The organism is Bacillus sp. RC242 (assembly GCF_044908245.1).
Classification (GTDB): Bacteria; Bacillota; Bacilli; order Bacillales; family Bacillaceae_G; genus Bacillus_A; species Bacillus_A mycoides.
The window spans coordinates 292,459-309,412 of the sequence record NZ_JBIYCZ010000003.1 but is presented as its reverse complement, the minus strand read 5'-3'; the positions used below and the strand labels follow the sequence as shown (position 1 = coordinate 309,412).

Below are 16,954 nucleotides of genomic sequence, written 5' to 3'. Positions count from 1 at the left end.
TGTAAACAACAGAAAATTCAGTCTATTTATTTTGAACTTGGGGTTCTGTCTCTTTCATCGTTAATTCTCGCTCTAATACTGGCACCGGATAATCAACACCATCTTGCTTTTTCAATGTGATAGAATAAAGTGTCTGCATCGCTTGGTGATCTTTTTCTCTAAACTTCATCTTTCCTTTCGGTGTATCAAATTCCATTCCTTCCATTTTCTTAATCAATGTATCTACATCTGTATCACCTTTTGTTTTCTTTAAAGCTTCTACAATTGAAATTGCCGCTGACATTCCTCCTGCTGTAAATAAATCTGGCACCGCACCATTAAATCGTTTTTTATGTTCTTCAACTAACCAATCATTCACCTTATTTTTCGGAAGTGTGTGATAATAAACAGAAAAACCTTGCATTCCTACTAACGCATCCATCGTTTTTAATGCCGGTATATCTGGTGCACCGGTAGAAATTTTAATACCCTGCGCTTCCACATTCATATCTTTTAACTGTTTCCAAGGTGAATTTGCCCCTGCCCAAACGATAAATAAATAATCCGGCTTTGAGCTAATGATATTTTGAATATTTGCAGTGAAGTCAGTCGAATTTGTATCAGCATATTGCTCGTTTACAATATTCGCACCTAATTTCTTTGCTCCAGCTTTAAATGCCGCAATTCCCTCACGGCCGTAAGCATTATCTTGTGCTAACGTTGCTATTTTTACATCTTTTTTAGCAATTGCCGCAGCACCAGCGACTGCATCTTGAGATGAATTTCTACCTGTTCTAAAAATATATTTATTCCAGTTCTTCCCGGTAATACTGTCAGCTACTGCTGGTTCTACAACCATTATTTTTTCATATTCTTCTGCAAGTGGTAAAACCGCTAATGTATCACTTGAACTAGACGATCCGACTAAAAAATCGACTTTCTCTTCTTCTAATAATTTCGTAGCTTTTTTAACTGCTACATCAGCTTTTGTTTCCGTATCTTCTACAACAAACTTAATCTTCTTCCCTTCCACTTTCCCAGTTCCACCCGTTGCATAGTCTAACCCTAATTCAAATCCGTTCACTGTTTGTTTTCCATATGATTCTAATGGACCTGTTAATGAAGCAAGAACCCCTACCTTAATCGTCTTTTCATCCTCTGTACTTGTTTTCTTTCCTGAACAAGCTGCCGTTATTAATAACGAACCTAACACACAACCAGTAGCCACCATTCTTAGCCATTTACGTTTTTTCATCGACATTGTGATCCTCCCCATATTTTACTTTCTGATAGAATCAAACAAGCCAAAGTTACCCATCCGTAATTATGACTTTTCCTTTGAATCATACAAACAAATCTGTTTGAAAAATTTAATGAAGTACCTTTACATTCGCCGCCTCTTTCCAAATACCTCCATTTACCATATATTCATCTAGTATTTTTCACCACCTAATTACAGTCGCTGCTCAAGTATACCCAGTACCTGCACTAACCACTACTGCAATATCTCCAGGCTGTAATTTCCCTTGCTCATTTGCAAAATGAAGACCTATACATGGGTCAAGTGCTGACATATGCCCATAATGATCTAAATATACAACTTGCTCTTCTACTAAGCCCAGCCCCTGTAACAATTCTATTAGCATAGAGCGTTTTGTATGCAGTGGTAACAATACTTTAATATCTTTAGGAGTAAATCCACTTTTTCTTAACGCCTCCCGAATAACCTTATCAAAATTAGGGGTTGAAATTGGATCTAAACGTTCTTTCATACTAATAGGATCTATTACATCAATATAATGTTGTCGATTCTCAACTGTATCATAGCTCGCAACCTGCTTCGATCCACCAGCTGGAATACGAACATCGTCATGAAATGAACCATCCGTTATAATCGCACTGCCTAATATTTCACCGTTGCTAGCTCCCTTTTTTACTAAAGCTGCACTTCCGCCATCAGCAAAATTAAACATAAAACGTGAGCGTGGATTATCATAATCTACAATTTGAGATTCTTTACATCCACCTACTAATAATATATTTTCAATTGAGTTATCGGAGTAGAGCATATCCTTTGCGACTTTGAGAGCGATTGGAAAGCAAGAACTAACATTCATAATTTCAAAAGCATAAGCATTTTTCAATCCAAGTTCATGCTGAATTTTTGGGGCACTAGACCATACGTGGTAATCTTTATGTGAACTGCCAAAATAAATGACTACATCAATAGATTGAGGATCTACTTGTAATAATATTGGCTTTGCAGCAGCAATAGCTAAATCTGATGCATGCATCGTTTCGTCTGCCACATGTTTTTCATATAACCCAAACTTTTCTATAATAATATTCTCAGGAATACCTGTTTTTTTAGATAAATCTGCGGCCGTCTCTACGTCTTTTGGGAAGAAAACACCAGTTGCTTCAATCCCAATTCTCATTAGACAATTCCTCCTTCTTTTGGCACCATCATAGTCGCTACACCTGTTAACACTAAATCTCCTTTTTGGTTATGACACTCAGTTAACAATTTCAAAACTCTCTTTTCTATCATAAATTCTTGTACTGTTGCCGTAGCTGTAATCGTATCTCCTATAAAAACTGGCGCTGTAAATTTAATAGTTTGTTCCATATAAACGGAACCCTTTCCTGGTAAATGAACGCCTAACAATTGTGATAATAAACTAGAAGTTAATAAACCATGTGCGATTCTTTGATTAAATCTAGTTTGTTTCGCATACTCATGATCAATATGAATTGGATTAAAATCCCCACTTAAACCTGCAAATAGTACAAAATCTGTTTCCGTTATTGTTTTACTACATGATGCCTGTTGACCGGAACTATACATCGTCATCTTTTCACCTACTTTTCAGTTGATTTGCCAACTGTGCTTTTTGAATTTTACCAGTTGCATTTTTAGGCAATTCCTCTAGAAACATAATTTCTTTTGGAACTTTATATTTGGCTAGAAATAAACGACAATGATCAATGACTTCCTTTTCATTTAATACACTGCAACTCTTTTTCACAATAAAGGCGATTGGAATCTCTCCCCACTTTACATGTTGTGTACCAATTACTGCTACCTCACATACTTCTGATAGTTTATTAATAACTTGCTCTACTTCAAGGGGATAAATATTTTCACCACCGGAAATTATCATTTCTTTTTTTCTACCGACAATGTATACAAAACCATCTTCATCAACTCTAGCTAAATCTCCCGTATATAACCAACCATCTTGAATCGTTTCTTCTGTTGCATCTGGCCGATTCCAATACCCTTTCATTACATTTGGTCCTCTTATTATTAACTCTCCAACTTCACCAATCTCAACTTTATTTTTGTTTTCATCAATAAGTACATAATCACAAAACAGAACAGGTTTTCCAATTGAGCCTACTTTACGTCTTGCATCTTCTTCTGAAAGCATAAATACGGTTGGTGATGTTTCAGTCATACCAAAGCCTTGACCAAATAAAAATCCTCTATCTATAAATTCTCTCATCAACTCTTCTGGACATGGTGCGCCACCGTTATAAAACCAGCGAACTGATTGTAAATTTGTAGTTTCAAACTTTGCGCAATTAATTAATGCTTGGTGAATTGTAGGTACTCCCATTACAACAGTCACTTTATATTTTTCTATCATAGAAAGAGCTATGGTTGGCTCAAATTTTCTCGGAACAATGATTATTCCACCTGCAAATAAAGTTGGAAATGCGAATAAACCAATCCCACCAATATGAAATAAAGGCAATAACACAATGGAGCGGTCATGAACAGTTAGGTCAATCGCAAATGTATTATTAAGCGCATTCCAAAACATATTCTCTTGTGTAAGTACAGCTCCTTTCGGTTGTCCTGTTGTCCCCGAGGTATAACATATAATAAAGGATGCGCTTTCATTTATCTCTTCAAAGTTGTCAATTTTTCTATCTTCTATTTCTTTTAAACTTTTAATCGAAATAACTCTTTGTACATATGTTACATTCTGCATTGACAGTGCCATATTTTGAAATGTTTCCTCTACAAATAAAACTGTAGCTCCACTATCTTTTAACTGAAATATAAGTTCATTTTCTGTTAACCGTATATTCAGTGGAACAGCAATACATTCTACCTTTGCTATAGCAAATAAAAGTACAATATATTTCAAACTATTTTGTGATAAAATAGCTATCCTCTCTCCTTTTTGCACATTTAAGTCGTAAATTAAATATGCTGCTACTTTACTTACATACTCATGTAACTGTTTATATGTCATTTCCTCCTCTTCTGTAATAATGGCAATGCGATCTGGATGTAAATAGGCCCGTTTTTCAATCCAATAAGCAATGCCTTGCATATTTTCCCCACTCCCTTATCTCTTTCTCAATCCTTCAAATATTAATGACATCGCTGCTTCAAATACATCTTCCGGAACATCTTTCTCTTCCCAATAGCCCCATCGCATTCCTAAAAATTGACCAATTGACATAAGACAATACGCAATTGTTTCTTTATCAAGTTGTTTAAATTCCCCCGCTTCCATGCCAGCCGATAAACTTTTTAAAAATCCATTTGCGAGCTTTGCATAATACCATCTATATAAATTATCATCAACAACTACCGCCTGTTGTACAATGTTATATAGATTAGGACGATCTTTCACCCATCGAAAAAAGGCCTGAAAACCTCTTCTTTGTGCCTCTTCATAACTTGATATCCCCTTCATTTCTTCTTTAATAATTAAGCGTAACTCACGGTTCAATCTGCGAATCAATTCATCAAATATATCTTTTTTAGATGGAAAGTAATTATAGAAAGTTCCGTGCGCTACCGTTGCTTCTTGTGTAATATTCACGATAGAAGCTTCGTAATATCCTTTACTACCAAATACCTCTTCTGCAGCACACAATAATTTCTCTCTCGTTTCTAACCCTTTTGTTGTTAGGTTTTTTACATCCATTATTATTTTTTCTGACACCTGAATCACCTCTTAGATTTGATTATAAATATATTTCTGAATTTTTCAATTATTTTTATTAGACAAAATCCGCAAGCGTTTTTCTACATACAAAAAAGGACTAACTTATTTTGAAGTTAGTCCTTTAATCTTAATTAGAATTAAGTTCTACTTTCTCTAACCCTTCAGCCAATTGTTTCTTATCTAGCCCTTCTCCTATTACTACTAAGTTTGTCGGGAAACCGAAGTCTTGCTCCAGTAAAGTTGGTACGCCAAATGAATATTGGAATAAGTGAGGGTATTTATCTCCATGGAATTTCACAAATCCTTTTACACGATAAATGCTATCTGGTAAATTCGAAAGCCATTCGTATAATTTATCTTGATCAATCGATTTCGTAAATTGATACGTCATCGTTTGTATATGTAAATGCTGTTTAACATGAAGTGTCTCATGTTCTCCATCTCTCACAAATTCAGCTTCTTCTATATCTTTTAAAGATATATTACAATACTTTGTTTCAAACAATTTCGCATGATTATTTATTGCTTTTACGTCTTCAAGTACTTTGTTCTTATCCGAATCTGTTAATAAATCTGATTTATTAATAAGAATATGACTTCCATATTTCATTTGCTCATGTAATAGCTGTTGTACATTTGCACTTAATATACTTCGGTTTAACCATCTTACTGCATCTAATACGACTACTATAGATTTCACTTCAAGGAAAGGAGCTAAAATTGGTGATACACATGCATCTAACACTTCAATTGGATGTGCGACACCTGTTGTTTCTATATAAATTACATCTGGTCTTTCTTGTTGATATAAAGAATGTAATTGAATTTCAAGCTCTTCTTTTAACGTACAACAAATACATCCTTTCAGAAGCTCCCTTAACACATTCTCTTTTCCAATAATATCTGTATCTACCGAGTATTCACCGATTTCATTCATCAAAACTGCAACTTTTCGATTTTTCTTCTTTTCTGCTAATAATAAATTTTGCAGCAATGTTGATTTTCCGCTACCTAAAAAACCACCTAATATATGAATTTCTACTTTACTCATTCGACCGACCATCCATTTCTCTACTTCAAATTTCTTCAAAGCGTAATTATTACGATTTATATTTATCATTTTATTAAAAGAATACCTATTTGTAAACAAAACTGCTAGATTATCGTTTCATTTTCCATTCACTTCATGAGCAACTCTAATTCCAGACTCGATTGCTCCTTGCATCCATCCATGTGTTAATGTCGTATGTTCTCCTGCAAAGTGCACTCTACCCGCTGGCGGCGTAATATATGGAAACAATTCAAGCTCTTGCCCTGGTTCAAAAGCTGTAAATGCTCCGCAAGAATACGGATTTTGACTCCAGCTAAAAGATTCTCCCACAACATACTCACTATAAACCACATTCCCATAAATTTGCGCTAAATTTTTCAATGCATAACGAATACGATCTCTATGCGAGAGACTATCCCACGTTAACGCTTCATCTGCCCACGTATAGCTTGCTATAACGATAGCTGCCCCTGGTGACTGAATGCCATAGCTCGGATAATATGTAAAGCGGATAGGTAAATCTGTAATTGACTTACCACCATATTGTCCTGCTCTTTCCCAAAATCTACTTTTAAACTCTATCGCAATTTTAGTTGAAGCAATATAATTTAATTCACGAATTGCCCGCCTTTTATAATAAGAGAATAAATGATATGGCTGAACTTCTGCAAATCGCAAAGCTGAAAATGGAATTGTGACAATAGCGATGTCACCAGTTACTATAAATGAATTTAACGTTTGTTCATGTGTTACTTGCATCATTACTTTATTATCTTCCTGTATAATTTTTTCTACTTTATACGACATAAAAATATTATCCTTTAGCTCTGGTAAAAATGAATTTGGTAATGCGTCCATCCCGCCTGTTATCTCATAATATTTCGTCGTTGAAGTGAAAAAGATCATTTCGCGTAATACTTCAATTAAAGACATTCCCATGTATGCTTCCATATCAAGAAGTACCCCGATCATATCTATTGCCCCATCTGAATAATACTCGGTTAAAAATGAACCGAGCGAATATGTTTTATACTTTTTTTCAACAATAATCCAGTTTTTATTAGGATCTTTCTTAATATAATTAAGTATCGGTTCCAATACCTCTAACATTAACCCTTCTGCCGTTTTCCCTCTTTCTTTATCTAAAACTGGATATCCAAGTACACTTGGATCCTTTTCAAACACATCCAATCTCGTTCTTTTGTTATTCGTATAAATTATATCTGAAGAAGTTTTATTAATAAAAAGGTTTAACGGTAGTTTAAATTTACGAATGTAAGCTAAAGTTAAATCATGAGTATCCGGAATACGCATAGGACCTGCGTTAAAATATAATCCTGCGCTAAATGGTTCACGAATCGTATACACTCTGCCACCTATTCTGTTATTTGCTTCTATAATCGTTACCTCATGCCCAGCCTCTTTTAATAAAGATGCTGCAACTAATCCAGATATCCCTGCACCGGCAACTGTAATCCGTTTGGGTTTGGGGTTATTCGTTTTGGCAAGCCCTTCATGAACAATTTGAAGCATTTGTTCCATCGATAATGGATTCCCCATGCCAATTCCCCTTTTACGAAGGATTTTACTGAATTATATTCGTTTAACAGGATTCCTATGTTTCATTCAAGTAATTGAGCGGATACATTTTCAAATACTTGAATATCTTTTATAAAATGTAATAAAATAGATATGAAATTATAGAAGTAAGACGTATTATCTTACATAATAAAATTTATGAAATAGCGAGGAATTTTGAAATGAAAAAAGGTATTAACCGTGTTGTATTAGTAGGAACAGGAGCAGTTGGGTGTAGTTATGCTTACTGCATGATTAACCAAGCTGTAGCTGAAGAATTTGTTTTAGTGGATGTAAATGAAGCAAAAGCTGAAGGAGAAGCAATGGACTTAAGCCATGCCGTTCCTTTCGCACCAGCTCCAACAAAAGTTTGGAAAGGTAGTTATGAAGATTGTAAAGACGCAGATCTTGTTGTAATTACAGCTGGATTGCCACAAAAGCCAGGTGAAACACGTTTAGATTTAGTTGAGAAAAACGCTAAAATTTTCAAGCAAATTGTTCGTAGCATTATGGATAGCGGCTTTGACGGTATCTTCTTAATCGCAACAAACCCTGTAGATATTTTAACTTACGTAACTTGGAAAGAATCTGGATTACCGAAAGAACGCGTAATCGGTTCTGGTACAACTCTTGATTCTGCTCGTTTCCGCTATATGTTAGGTGAGTACTTCGATATTGGACCTCATAACATTCACGCTTATATTATCGGAGAGCACGGTGATACAGAACTTCCGGTGTGGAGTCACGTATCAATTGGTATTCAAAAACTACAAACGCTTCTTGAAAAAGACAACACATATAACCAAAAAGATTTAGATGATATTTTCGTAAACGTTCGTGATGCAGCTTATCACATTATTGAACGAAAAGGTGCTACATACTACGGCATCGGCATGTCACTTTTACGTGTTACGAAAGCAATCTTAAGCAATGAAAACAGCGTATTAACTGTATCAGCATATCTTGAAGGTCAATACGGCCAACAAGATGTTTATATCGGCGTACCTGCTGTTTTAAACCGCGGCGGTGTTCGGGAAATTTTAGAAGTTGAACTAAGTGAAGAGGAAGAATTAAAATTCGATCACTCTGTTCAAGTGTTGAAAGAAACAATGGCTCCTGTTCTTTAATCATATTTTCCAATCAAAAAAGCCATCCGATTTATATTGGATTGCTTTTTTATACTTTTATAGTTCCCCCTCAATTTAAACGGTAATATTATCTATAAAAAGGGGTGATTTCATGAATGATTCTTTGACGATTGCAATCCTCTTGCTAGCTGTAGCATCCTTAATACTTTTCCTCTTCTTAATCATCAGAACGCTATTTCCAACTAAAAAATATGATAAGAATCTCGGATTGATTCTAATTATTTTAAGCTTGTTAGCAATACCGATAAGTATCTTCCTTGTAGGAGGATGGGCTGGTATGGGAGTTAGTGTAATCGCAGTCTTTATTTTTGCTGCTGTTATTATAGCTTTAATTGCAAATACCTTCATTAAACTACCTCCTCCAAAGAAAAAATAATAAATGACCGATGTTTTCATCAAGAGAAAACATCGGTCATTTTCTATCACTTATTATCTTTAATCGGTTCATCATTATTTACATCAAGTACATCTAATAAAAAGATAAAGATTGGAATCCCAATAATAAGCCCCCATATTCCGAGGAAATGCTCTGAAAAGATAAGAATCATAAATGTATAAAAAACAGGTAAATTCGTTTTTGCAGACATAAATTTTGGATTTAATAAATAACTTTCAAGAGCGTGGATTACTGTAATGAACACTAGTATGTAAACAACATACACAACCCCGCCGACGTTATAGGCAATGATACAAAGTGGAAACAAGGAAATAATAACACCAGCAACCGGAATCAAACCGAGTAGAAAGACCATGACAGCCAATACAAGAAGCTGTGGAAATCCTAAAATGACAAGTGCAATTACAGTGAGTACACAATTTACAACCGCAATTAAAAACTGTGCTTCAATCACTTTTCCGAACGATCTTGCAAACCTTTCACCGAAATATGCAATCTCCTCATAAAAAATTTTCAGCTTACTATCTTTAAATTTCGAAGTAAATGCTATAATGCGTTCTTTTTCTAATAGGAAAAATAAGCTTAAAATAAGAGAAAGTAGTATTTGTAAACTGACTTTTCCTATGTTTGCTATCGATTGATAAATGACATCTACACCTTGTTCGATATATTTCGATACTTCCATTCCATTAATTATCGAAAGTGCATATTTAATTATCTCGTTATCAGGTGGGTTTTGAAAAAACAATTTAAATTGATAAATTAATTGTGAAATTTGTATCGTTAGTACAGGCAAATATTTATATAGTGTAGTTACAATAAACGTCACTAACACAATATATAAACCAGCAATAACCACTTTCCTATTTACTTTCAATTTTTTTGAAATAAACTTTTGAAATCGATCCATCAAAAACGTGAGAATAAACGTAATTAATATTAAATTAATCATACTTTTTAATCCATACAATACAAGCACTAATATTATTAAAACGAGAAACCGTTGAAACCCTCTGCTTCGAAAGAAATTTTTCACTTCATTCATTAAGAATTAACCTCCCCCTTCAATGGATGGAAATTGGATATATTACATTTTATGAACTTCTATAGACAATCTTTCTTACTAATTGGAAAGAATCCTTTTTTTCTTTTTTATTGTCGGATTTTTTTATCTAATACTTTTCTAAAAACTACTTTATCAACTCTATATTTTAGGAGATCGTCTATTTTTAGATTGCTGTTCATACGCATATCCAATATTAAAAAGTTCTTTTTCACCAAACTGTTTCCCAACAAACACTACACCTACCGGCTGACCATCAGAATCATATCCTGCCGGCACTGCTAATTCTGGATAACCAGCCACAGCTGATAGAAGAACTTCATCGTTATTAATCATCACAAGAGCATCCAAACCTTTTTCTACTAAATACCTATCTAGCTCTTTTCTTGCATTTTCTTGACTCGTTTGAACTATTTTTTCAAACTCATCTTTCGTTATAGCAGATTTCTCAGAACCCTCAATTAATGTTTGTCCATACTTTATTCGTCGTTTACTATCCTTTTTATTAAACGCTATAATCTCTTCTAACGATTTTACTGGCACATTTTTTTGCCGTGAAAGATAATCGTTAACATTATGCTTGAACTCATATTCTAATGTTTGCAGATTATCTACACCCTCGCTGTTTAACTGAACATCATCAGTCAATCTTGCACCTGCATCTTCAAGGTCCTTTCTAATCTTTTTCGCTACTGCTTTTCTAATTTCATCTTGTTGTTCTATAGAAAAAAGAATCCCTATCTTTTTCCCTTTTAATCCATCTATCGATAACTCCTTCGTATAATCCATTCTATCTCTATCTTTCATTTTTTCTATCATAGCATCTTTTCCATCATAACCTACCATTGAATTAAATAGCGTTGCTGCATCTTTGACCGTTCTTGCCATTGGCCCTGCTGTATCAAGTGTTTCAGCTAACGGGATAATTCCTGTTCTGCTAACCATACCTAAAGACGGACGTAACCCAACTACTGATTGTTGCGTTGCCGGTGCTACTATGGATCCCGTCGTTTCCGTCCCGATTGCAAGCGGTGCAAAATCAGCTGCAACCACTGTAGCAGATCCTGAACTCGATCCTGATGTATCAAATGTAATCGGGCCATATGGATTTAAATTTTGTCCTTTCTTCCCACTATATCCACTTGGCATTGTAAAAGATAAATAATTCGCCCACTCAGACATATTTGCTTTTCCTAAAACAAACGCCCCTTCTTCTTTCAACTTCTTCACAATCATCGCATCTTCATCTGCAATCCAATCTTTTAATACATAAGTTCCAGCACTTGTCGGCATAACATTCGCTGTTTGTACATTATCTTTTACGATGACAGGAATGCCGTATAAGTTCGATTTCTTATTTAAAAATCTCTCTTTATCTAACTGTCGTGCTTCCTCCATTGCATTAGGATTAATCTCTGTAACAGCATTTAATGATATTCCATTTTGATCATGTTCTTGTATTCTAAAAAGATAAATACTCGTTAATTCTTCATATGATAATTTCCCATCATCAACCATTTTTTGAAGCTCATCCACAGTCGCATTTACAACTTCTTTTTCTTTTATCTTTATATTATCTATGTCGATCCCTTTAAGCTGATTATGTATCGGTTTTAACACTCTGTCTTTATCATATACAATACGCTCAGGTTCCTTTGGAAAATAATTTTTATACACGTAATATCCTCCGGCACACACCAATAGAACAATACCTCCAGCGATAGACAACGTTATCTTTACCCATTTTTTCATGTTGCTTCCTCCACTCTAAAAGTTGCTCATTTATATAAAAAAGAGAGTTACCTTTTACTTAACTCTCTCCAATCAAAATGCTAAATGAAAAAATGAAAGATTTCAATCTAATTACTTTTTTTTTGCATTTGCTTTGCTAACAATTCCTTCACCTGATTATATGTTAACCCTGAATTTTTATTTAAACGTTTCACTTCATCAACATCAGTACCGACAACTGTATATTTTTTCTCATCATTCATGTTCCCACTTCCTTTCTCACCAGATTATTTCTTATATTTCTTCCCTAAATGCACATAAATTAACACCAATACGAATAGGGAAGCTGGACTAAATTAAATAGACGAGACAGATGATATAGTATTCAATAACTAAAAGGAGTTCTGTTGCGTAAGAGGAATAGATAAAAATATGTCGAATTTATATACTTATTGAATTTAAGGACATGGAGGATGCATTTTGAAAACATATGAGTTTAAACATAACATTCCAACATTGGAAGAGTACAAATATTTGTGTGATTCTGTTGGATGGACTAATTATATGAATTTTGAAGTAGCGGATACTTCACTGAAGCATTCTATTCACTGCATCACGGTCAAAGATAATGAAAAAATTGTGGGCATGGGGAGAATTGTTGGTGATGGATCTATCTATTTCTATATTCAAGATATAGTGGTTCATCCGGATTATCAGAAACATGGTATTGGGAAAGAAATAATGCATCTTTTGGTTGCATACTTAAATGAGACTGCCCCTGATAAGGCGTTTGTCGGTTTATTTGCATCACAAGGTAAAGAATCGTTCTATGAAAAATTTGATTTTAAAAATTACTCACCAAACATGACGGGGATGTTTACTGTCATTTCAAAAACATGATAGATTTTTAATTGTAGGGAAAACTTCGATTCATATGAAAGAAATTATTCTTGCAGTAACCTTTTCCACAATCGCATTTAAACATTACATACGAAAGGAGAGTACATATATAGCTATATATGTACTCTCCTTTCATTTATTTAACTCTGTATATATTAAATTTCTTAATAAAATTTCACTACATCTTCAGTAGGTAAGAATGTTCTTTCCCCTGGTTGTTCATTTGGCTCACCAAATGGCATTTGTCCTACTAAACTCCACTCCGCTGGAATATTCCATGTTTCTTTCACTTCAGCATCTACGATTGGATTGTAATGTTGTAATGATGCGCCAATTCCTTCAGCTGATAATAACATCCATACAGTATGTTGTAACATTGCATTACCTTGATGAGACCAGAATGGGAATTGATCTTTATATAACGGTGCATTTTCTTGCATTTTTTCTACAGTTGCTTGATCTTCAAAGAATAGAACTGTTCCTACACCTGCATGGAAGCCTTTTAGTCTTTCTACTGTTGCTTCAAAATTTTCTGCTGGCACGCGTGATCTAAGTGTTTCTTTTACGATATCCCAAAACTTTTCATGCTCTCCATCCATTAATACGACCATACGGCCACTTTGCATATTGAAAGAAGTTGGTGCGTGTAAAGCTGTTTTTAATACTTCTTCAATTCTTTCTTTTGTAATTGTAGCGTTTTTTGTTACTTTACGAATTGAACGACGGTTCACGATTGCTTCTTTTAAGTTTGTTGTAGTTGCTGACATTTTAATTCCTCCAAATATATGTTTTATTATTTTTATTTAAACAAATCAATTTGAGTCTTTCATGCAAGACGAATTAGCAATATCCATCCGCCTTACATTGCATACCTTCAAATGAATTTGTTTTATCCTTTTCGATTTCTTTATCAATTACTCTTTCTAGCGTTTCTTTACTAGCAAGTCCTTGAATGACTTCATCTCCAATCATTACAGTTGGTACCGCCATAATATTCGCTTCATCATATGCATGTTGAATCGCTTCTTGATGTTTTTCTTTATATTTACGAGTTACTAAAGCATCTTTAAATTCTGCTTCAGGAAGCCCTACTTCTACCGCTAATTTCGTTAATACATCAATATCTTCAATGTTTTGCTCTTCTTGGAAAAACGCAGTAAATACTCGGTGATGATACTCATTTCCAAGTCCACGCTCTTTCGCAAATTGGCACCCTTCAAAAGCTAAATGTGTATATGGATGCGGAGAAACACGTGGCAGACGCATTTCAACCCCTAATTTTTTTGCAGTAGGAAGAATGAAAGAATCCCATGAACCTAACTTATCTGGCTCGTTCCAAGGATCTATTTTAGAATATGGACTTGGACGCAATTCAAATGGCATCCATTCGATTTCTACATCTTTCTCTTTCGCTACTTCATCTAATGGACCTTTTGCTAAAAAGCAAAACGGGCATATAAAATCTGAGTATACTTTCATTTTCACAGTCATATTATTTGCACCTTACCTTCTTTTTATTTTCAGATGTAACCGAAACGGTTACAATTTTGAGAAAAAAATATGCATTCCCTTTGAGAGACTTGCAATTATCATATTATGCATTCATTTTTTGTTGTAAAGATTCAAATAACTGCCCCATCGTAATATTTCTCAACACTTCTTCCATCGCAGATTGCGCCTGAACTAAAATAACCTCTAAAACAGCTTGAATATTCGCCCCAATTGGACAGTCTGGATTCGGTTTTTCATGAATGTGAAATAGTTTGTCTTCTTCCACTACATTCACTGCATGATACACATCTAATAATGTGATTTCATGTAAATCCTTTAATAATCCCGCGCCACCCGGACCGCGTTTGACGTATACAAACTCAGCTTGTTTCAAGTAAGACGTTATTTTTCGAATTACTACCGGATTTGTATTTACACTTTCGGCCATATAGTCCGAAGTACAAACTGAAGATGGATTGTTTTTCAAAATAGATAAAATATGAACAGCTATAGAAAAGCGGCTACTAATTTTCATTGTGATTACCACCTCGATGTAATCATTATAGTTACAACTAGAGTATAAGTCAATCCTTTTTACAAATTTTTTAAAGCAAATAAAAAAGTGCCCCATTACAATATATGAGACACCTCTTCTTATTCTGCAAACAAGTCTTGAAATTCTTCAATAAATAGCTGCACAGCGATTGAAGAATCCTTTAATGAAGGAACAGCTAAAGCAATTTCTCTCCATACTTGTGGTTCCAATTCTCTCGTTTGTATATTCTTTGGTAAACTCGTTAAAGATAACTCAGCCAAAATTGCGATTCCTAATCCTTCTTGAATCATATTTAAAGCTGTTGTAACTGTGGAAATTATATATTCAGCCCGAAGTGGTACGTTCGCTTGTTTAAACATATCGATAATGGGTGGTTCGTACCCACCCTTACATAATATGATCGGTTCATTCTCTAAATCACCTATTGTAATAGAATCGTTCTTACAAAGAGGATGATCCTCTCTTAAGACAACAACCATTTTCCCCTTCGTTAAGGGCACGATCTCCATATCTTTATTAGGCAAGATAACAATTCCTATATCAACAACCCTCGATACTAACCAATCTTCAACTTCTTTAATCGTGCCTTCACAAAGAACGACTTCTAAGTTCGGATACTTCTCCTTAAAAAGATTTATCATTTTGGGTAAGAAATGTGCAGAAGCACTCGGAAAACTCCCAATTCGAATCGTCCCAACTTCGTGCCCTTTCTCCATCGCTACTTCTTGTTCAATCTTCTCAACGCCGTTTAAGATTTCTCTAATATGTACAAGAATTCTATTTCCAACATCCGTAACGATTAGCCCTTTTCGTTTATCGCGTATAAGAATGGTAACTCCTAACTCTGACTCAATGCTTGAAATCGCATGACTTACAGCTGGCTGTGTCATATTTAACATCCCAGCAGCCTTCGTAAAACTCCCTAATTCAACCGTTTTAATTAAAACTTGAAGTTGTGTAATGGTCATAACTAATCACTTATACTCCTTATAAAAAAGATTCATTTTATTTATCATAGTCGATATCATATCATAGTGAAATGGAATACAACAAGGAGGGATTACAGTGACACAGCTTTCTCGAACTAAGACGGCCATAATCCTTACATTTCTCGTTATTATGTGGGGAATTAATTGGCCGTTATCAAAATTCGCTCTGCATTACACACCACCCGTACTCTTTGCAGGGATTAGAACATTAATAGGAGGATTTATCTTACTTACTTTCGCATTACCGAGATACAAACAATTAAATTTAAAGGAAACTTGGCATTTATACTTTATTTCATCTTTACTCAATATTATTTTGTTTTACGGACTACAAACTGTCGGACTTCAGTATATGCCCGCCGGACTCTTCTCCGCAATCGTATTTCTCCAACCTGTCTTACTCGGCATTTTCTCATGGATTTGGCTTGAAGAATCTATGTACGGCTTGAAAATTTTCGGACTTATTCTTGGATTTATTGGTGTTGGGGTTATTAGCTCTAGTAGTTTAACTGGACATATTTCTATTATCGGTGTACTACTTGCTTTAGGGTGCGCTATCGGCTGGGCACTCGGCACAGTATTTATTAAGAAAACTGGACACCGCGTTAATGCCATTTGGATGGTAACACTTCAGCTTATTATTGGCGGACTTTGCTTAATCGGATTTGGTTCAGAATTTGAGAGCTGGTCTAGCATCGCTTGGAGTATACCATTTGTAAGTGTACTACTATTCATCTCGTTCTTTGTTATTGCAATGGGATGGCTCGCTTACTTTACACTTGTAGGAGCTGGTGAGGCAAGTAAAGTTGGGGCTTATACGTTCCTTATCCCACTGATTGCTATTATTGTAAGCTCTATTTTCTTACATGAGGCCATTACAATTAGCTTATTCATCGGACTTTTATTTATTGTGGTGAGTATTTGTTTTGTAAATATAAAGCCGAAAACACTTGCTGTAAGGCAGCAAGTTGAAGTGAAATAAATAGATATGAGAAAGAGTCTACCACTTGTAGGCTCTTTCTTTTTTACCATTTTATGAGTACAGTCACTTAACATCTTAGCAAAAGGAAAATTTTTCTTTTTTATTGTATGATGGTA

18 protein-coding genes are annotated in these 16,954 nt (G+C 34.7%); 4 read left to right on the top strand and 14 right to left on the bottom strand.

The genetic code is table 11. From position 1 onward, the window contains the following. Window positions 1-22: 22 nt before the first annotated feature. The 7 genes from ABH957_RS08440 to ABH957_RS08410 all read right to left on the bottom strand — a co-directional run bounded on the left by ABH957_RS08440 (window position 23) and on the right by ABH957_RS08410 (window position 7,563). Window positions 23-1,240: a substrate-binding domain-containing protein gene (locus tag ABH957_RS08440; protein WP_078178798.1), complete on the bottom strand. Its 1,218-nt coding sequence runs from the start codon at window positions 1,238-1,240 to the stop codon at window positions 23-25. Between the two features lie 205 nt (window positions 1,241-1,445). After that, window positions 1,446-2,417 (bottom strand): 3-oxoacyl-ACP synthase, encoded by a 972-nt coding sequence (locus tag ABH957_RS08435; RefSeq protein ID WP_404510961.1) that lies wholly within the window; start codon window positions 2,415-2,417, stop codon window positions 1,446-1,448. Then, window positions 2,417-2,833 carry a MaoC family dehydratase gene (locus ABH957_RS08430; protein ID WP_002064880.1) on the bottom strand — a complete coding sequence of 139 codons (417 nt, stop codon included), beginning with the start codon at window positions 2,831-2,833 and terminating at the stop codon, window positions 2,417-2,419. Before ABH957_RS08430 ends, ABH957_RS08435 begins: the two co-directional genes overlap by 1 nt. A 4-nt stretch (window positions 2,834-2,837) precedes the next feature. Then, window positions 2,838-4,328 (bottom strand): o-succinylbenzoate--CoA ligase, encoded by a 1,491-nt coding sequence (locus ABH957_RS08425; protein ID WP_404456419.1) that lies wholly within the window; start codon window positions 4,326-4,328, stop codon window positions 2,838-2,840. Window positions 4,329-4,343: 15 nt separating this feature from the next. Next, the gene (locus tag ABH957_RS08420; RefSeq protein ID WP_404456416.1) at window positions 4,344-4,949 is read right to left on the bottom strand and encodes a TetR/AcrR family transcriptional regulator; all 606 of its coding nucleotides are present in this window, start codon (window positions 4,947-4,949) and stop codon (window positions 4,344-4,346) included. Window positions 4,950-5,079: 130 nt separating this feature from the next. Further along, entirely contained in the window at window positions 5,080-6,003 is a 924-nt protein-coding gene (locus ABH957_RS08415; protein WP_404456396.1) for a CobW family GTP-binding protein, read from the bottom strand. A 117-nt stretch (window positions 6,004-6,120) separates the two neighbouring features. Then, window positions 6,121-7,563, bottom strand: a complete 1,443-nt coding sequence (locus tag ABH957_RS08410) for a flavin monoamine oxidase family protein (RefSeq protein WP_404449494.1) — start codon at window positions 7,561-7,563, stop codon at window positions 6,121-6,123. Between the two features lie 200 nt (window positions 7,564-7,763). Between ABH957_RS08410 and ABH957_RS08405 the strand changes: the two genes are divergently transcribed. After that, entirely contained in the window at window positions 7,764-8,708 is a 945-nt protein-coding gene (locus ABH957_RS08405) for an L-lactate dehydrogenase (protein WP_002012312.1), read from the top strand. Window positions 8,709-8,820: 112 nt separating this feature from the next. Then, window positions 8,821-9,105, top strand: a complete 285-nt coding sequence (locus ABH957_RS08400; protein WP_002086206.1) for a YesK family protein — start codon at window positions 8,821-8,823, stop codon at window positions 9,103-9,105. A gap of 46 nt (window positions 9,106-9,151) precedes the next feature. Here ABH957_RS08400 and ABH957_RS08395 read toward each other — a convergent pair whose 3' ends face one another. The 3 genes from ABH957_RS08395 to ABH957_RS08385 form a co-directional block, all read right to left on the bottom strand. After that, window positions 9,152-10,171: an AI-2E family transporter gene (locus ABH957_RS08395; protein ID WP_404510959.1), complete on the bottom strand. Its 1,020-nt coding sequence runs from the start codon at window positions 10,169-10,171 to the stop codon at window positions 9,152-9,154. Window positions 10,172-10,330: 159 nt separating this feature from the next. Beyond that, complete coding sequence (locus ABH957_RS08390; protein ID WP_404510957.1) at window positions 10,331-11,941, bottom strand: amidase family protein; 1,611 nt, start codon at window positions 11,939-11,941, stop codon at window positions 10,331-10,333. 107 nt (window positions 11,942-12,048) lie between these two features. Continuing rightward, complete coding sequence (locus ABH957_RS08385; RefSeq protein ID WP_002012306.1) at window positions 12,049-12,183, bottom strand: hypothetical protein; 135 nt, start codon at window positions 12,181-12,183, stop codon at window positions 12,049-12,051. A 217-nt stretch (window positions 12,184-12,400) separates the two neighbouring features. Here ABH957_RS08385 and ABH957_RS08380 point away from each other — a divergent pair, with 217 nt between their 5' ends. Continuing rightward, window positions 12,401-12,820 carry a GNAT family N-acetyltransferase gene (locus ABH957_RS08380; protein WP_078178803.1) on the top strand — a complete coding sequence of 140 codons (420 nt, stop codon included), beginning with the start codon at window positions 12,401-12,403 and terminating at the stop codon, window positions 12,818-12,820. 164 nt (window positions 12,821-12,984) lie between these two features. Here the strand turns inward: ABH957_RS08380 and ABH957_RS08375 are convergent, their stop codons facing one another. From ABH957_RS08375 to ABH957_RS08360, 4 genes are all read right to left on the bottom strand, one after another. Next, window positions 12,985-13,587, bottom strand: coding sequence for a nitroreductase family protein (locus ABH957_RS08375; RefSeq protein ID WP_002012304.1), 603 nt, complete (start codon window positions 13,585-13,587; stop codon window positions 12,985-12,987). A 73-nt stretch (window positions 13,588-13,660) separates the two neighbouring features. After that, window positions 13,661-14,311, bottom strand: coding sequence for a DsbA family oxidoreductase (locus ABH957_RS08370; RefSeq protein ID WP_002012302.1), 651 nt, complete (start codon window positions 14,309-14,311; stop codon window positions 13,661-13,663). A gap of 103 nt (window positions 14,312-14,414) precedes the next feature. Next, entirely contained in the window at window positions 14,415-14,846 is a 432-nt protein-coding gene (locus ABH957_RS08365; RefSeq protein ID WP_002012300.1) for an Rrf2 family transcriptional regulator, read from the bottom strand. Between the two features lie 119 nt (window positions 14,847-14,965). Further along, on the bottom strand, window positions 14,966-15,835 hold the full coding sequence (locus ABH957_RS08360; protein WP_002012297.1) for a LysR family transcriptional regulator: 870 nt from the start codon (window positions 15,833-15,835) through the stop codon (window positions 14,966-14,968). 97 nt (window positions 15,836-15,932) lie between these two features. On the opposite strand from ABH957_RS08360, the gene ABH957_RS08355 reads away from it, so the two are divergent. Beyond that, a complete protein-coding gene (locus tag ABH957_RS08355) occupies window positions 15,933-16,838 on the top strand; it encodes a DMT family transporter (RefSeq protein ID WP_404491380.1) in 906 nt (301 codons plus the stop codon). Window positions 16,839-16,954: the final 116 nt, after the last annotated feature.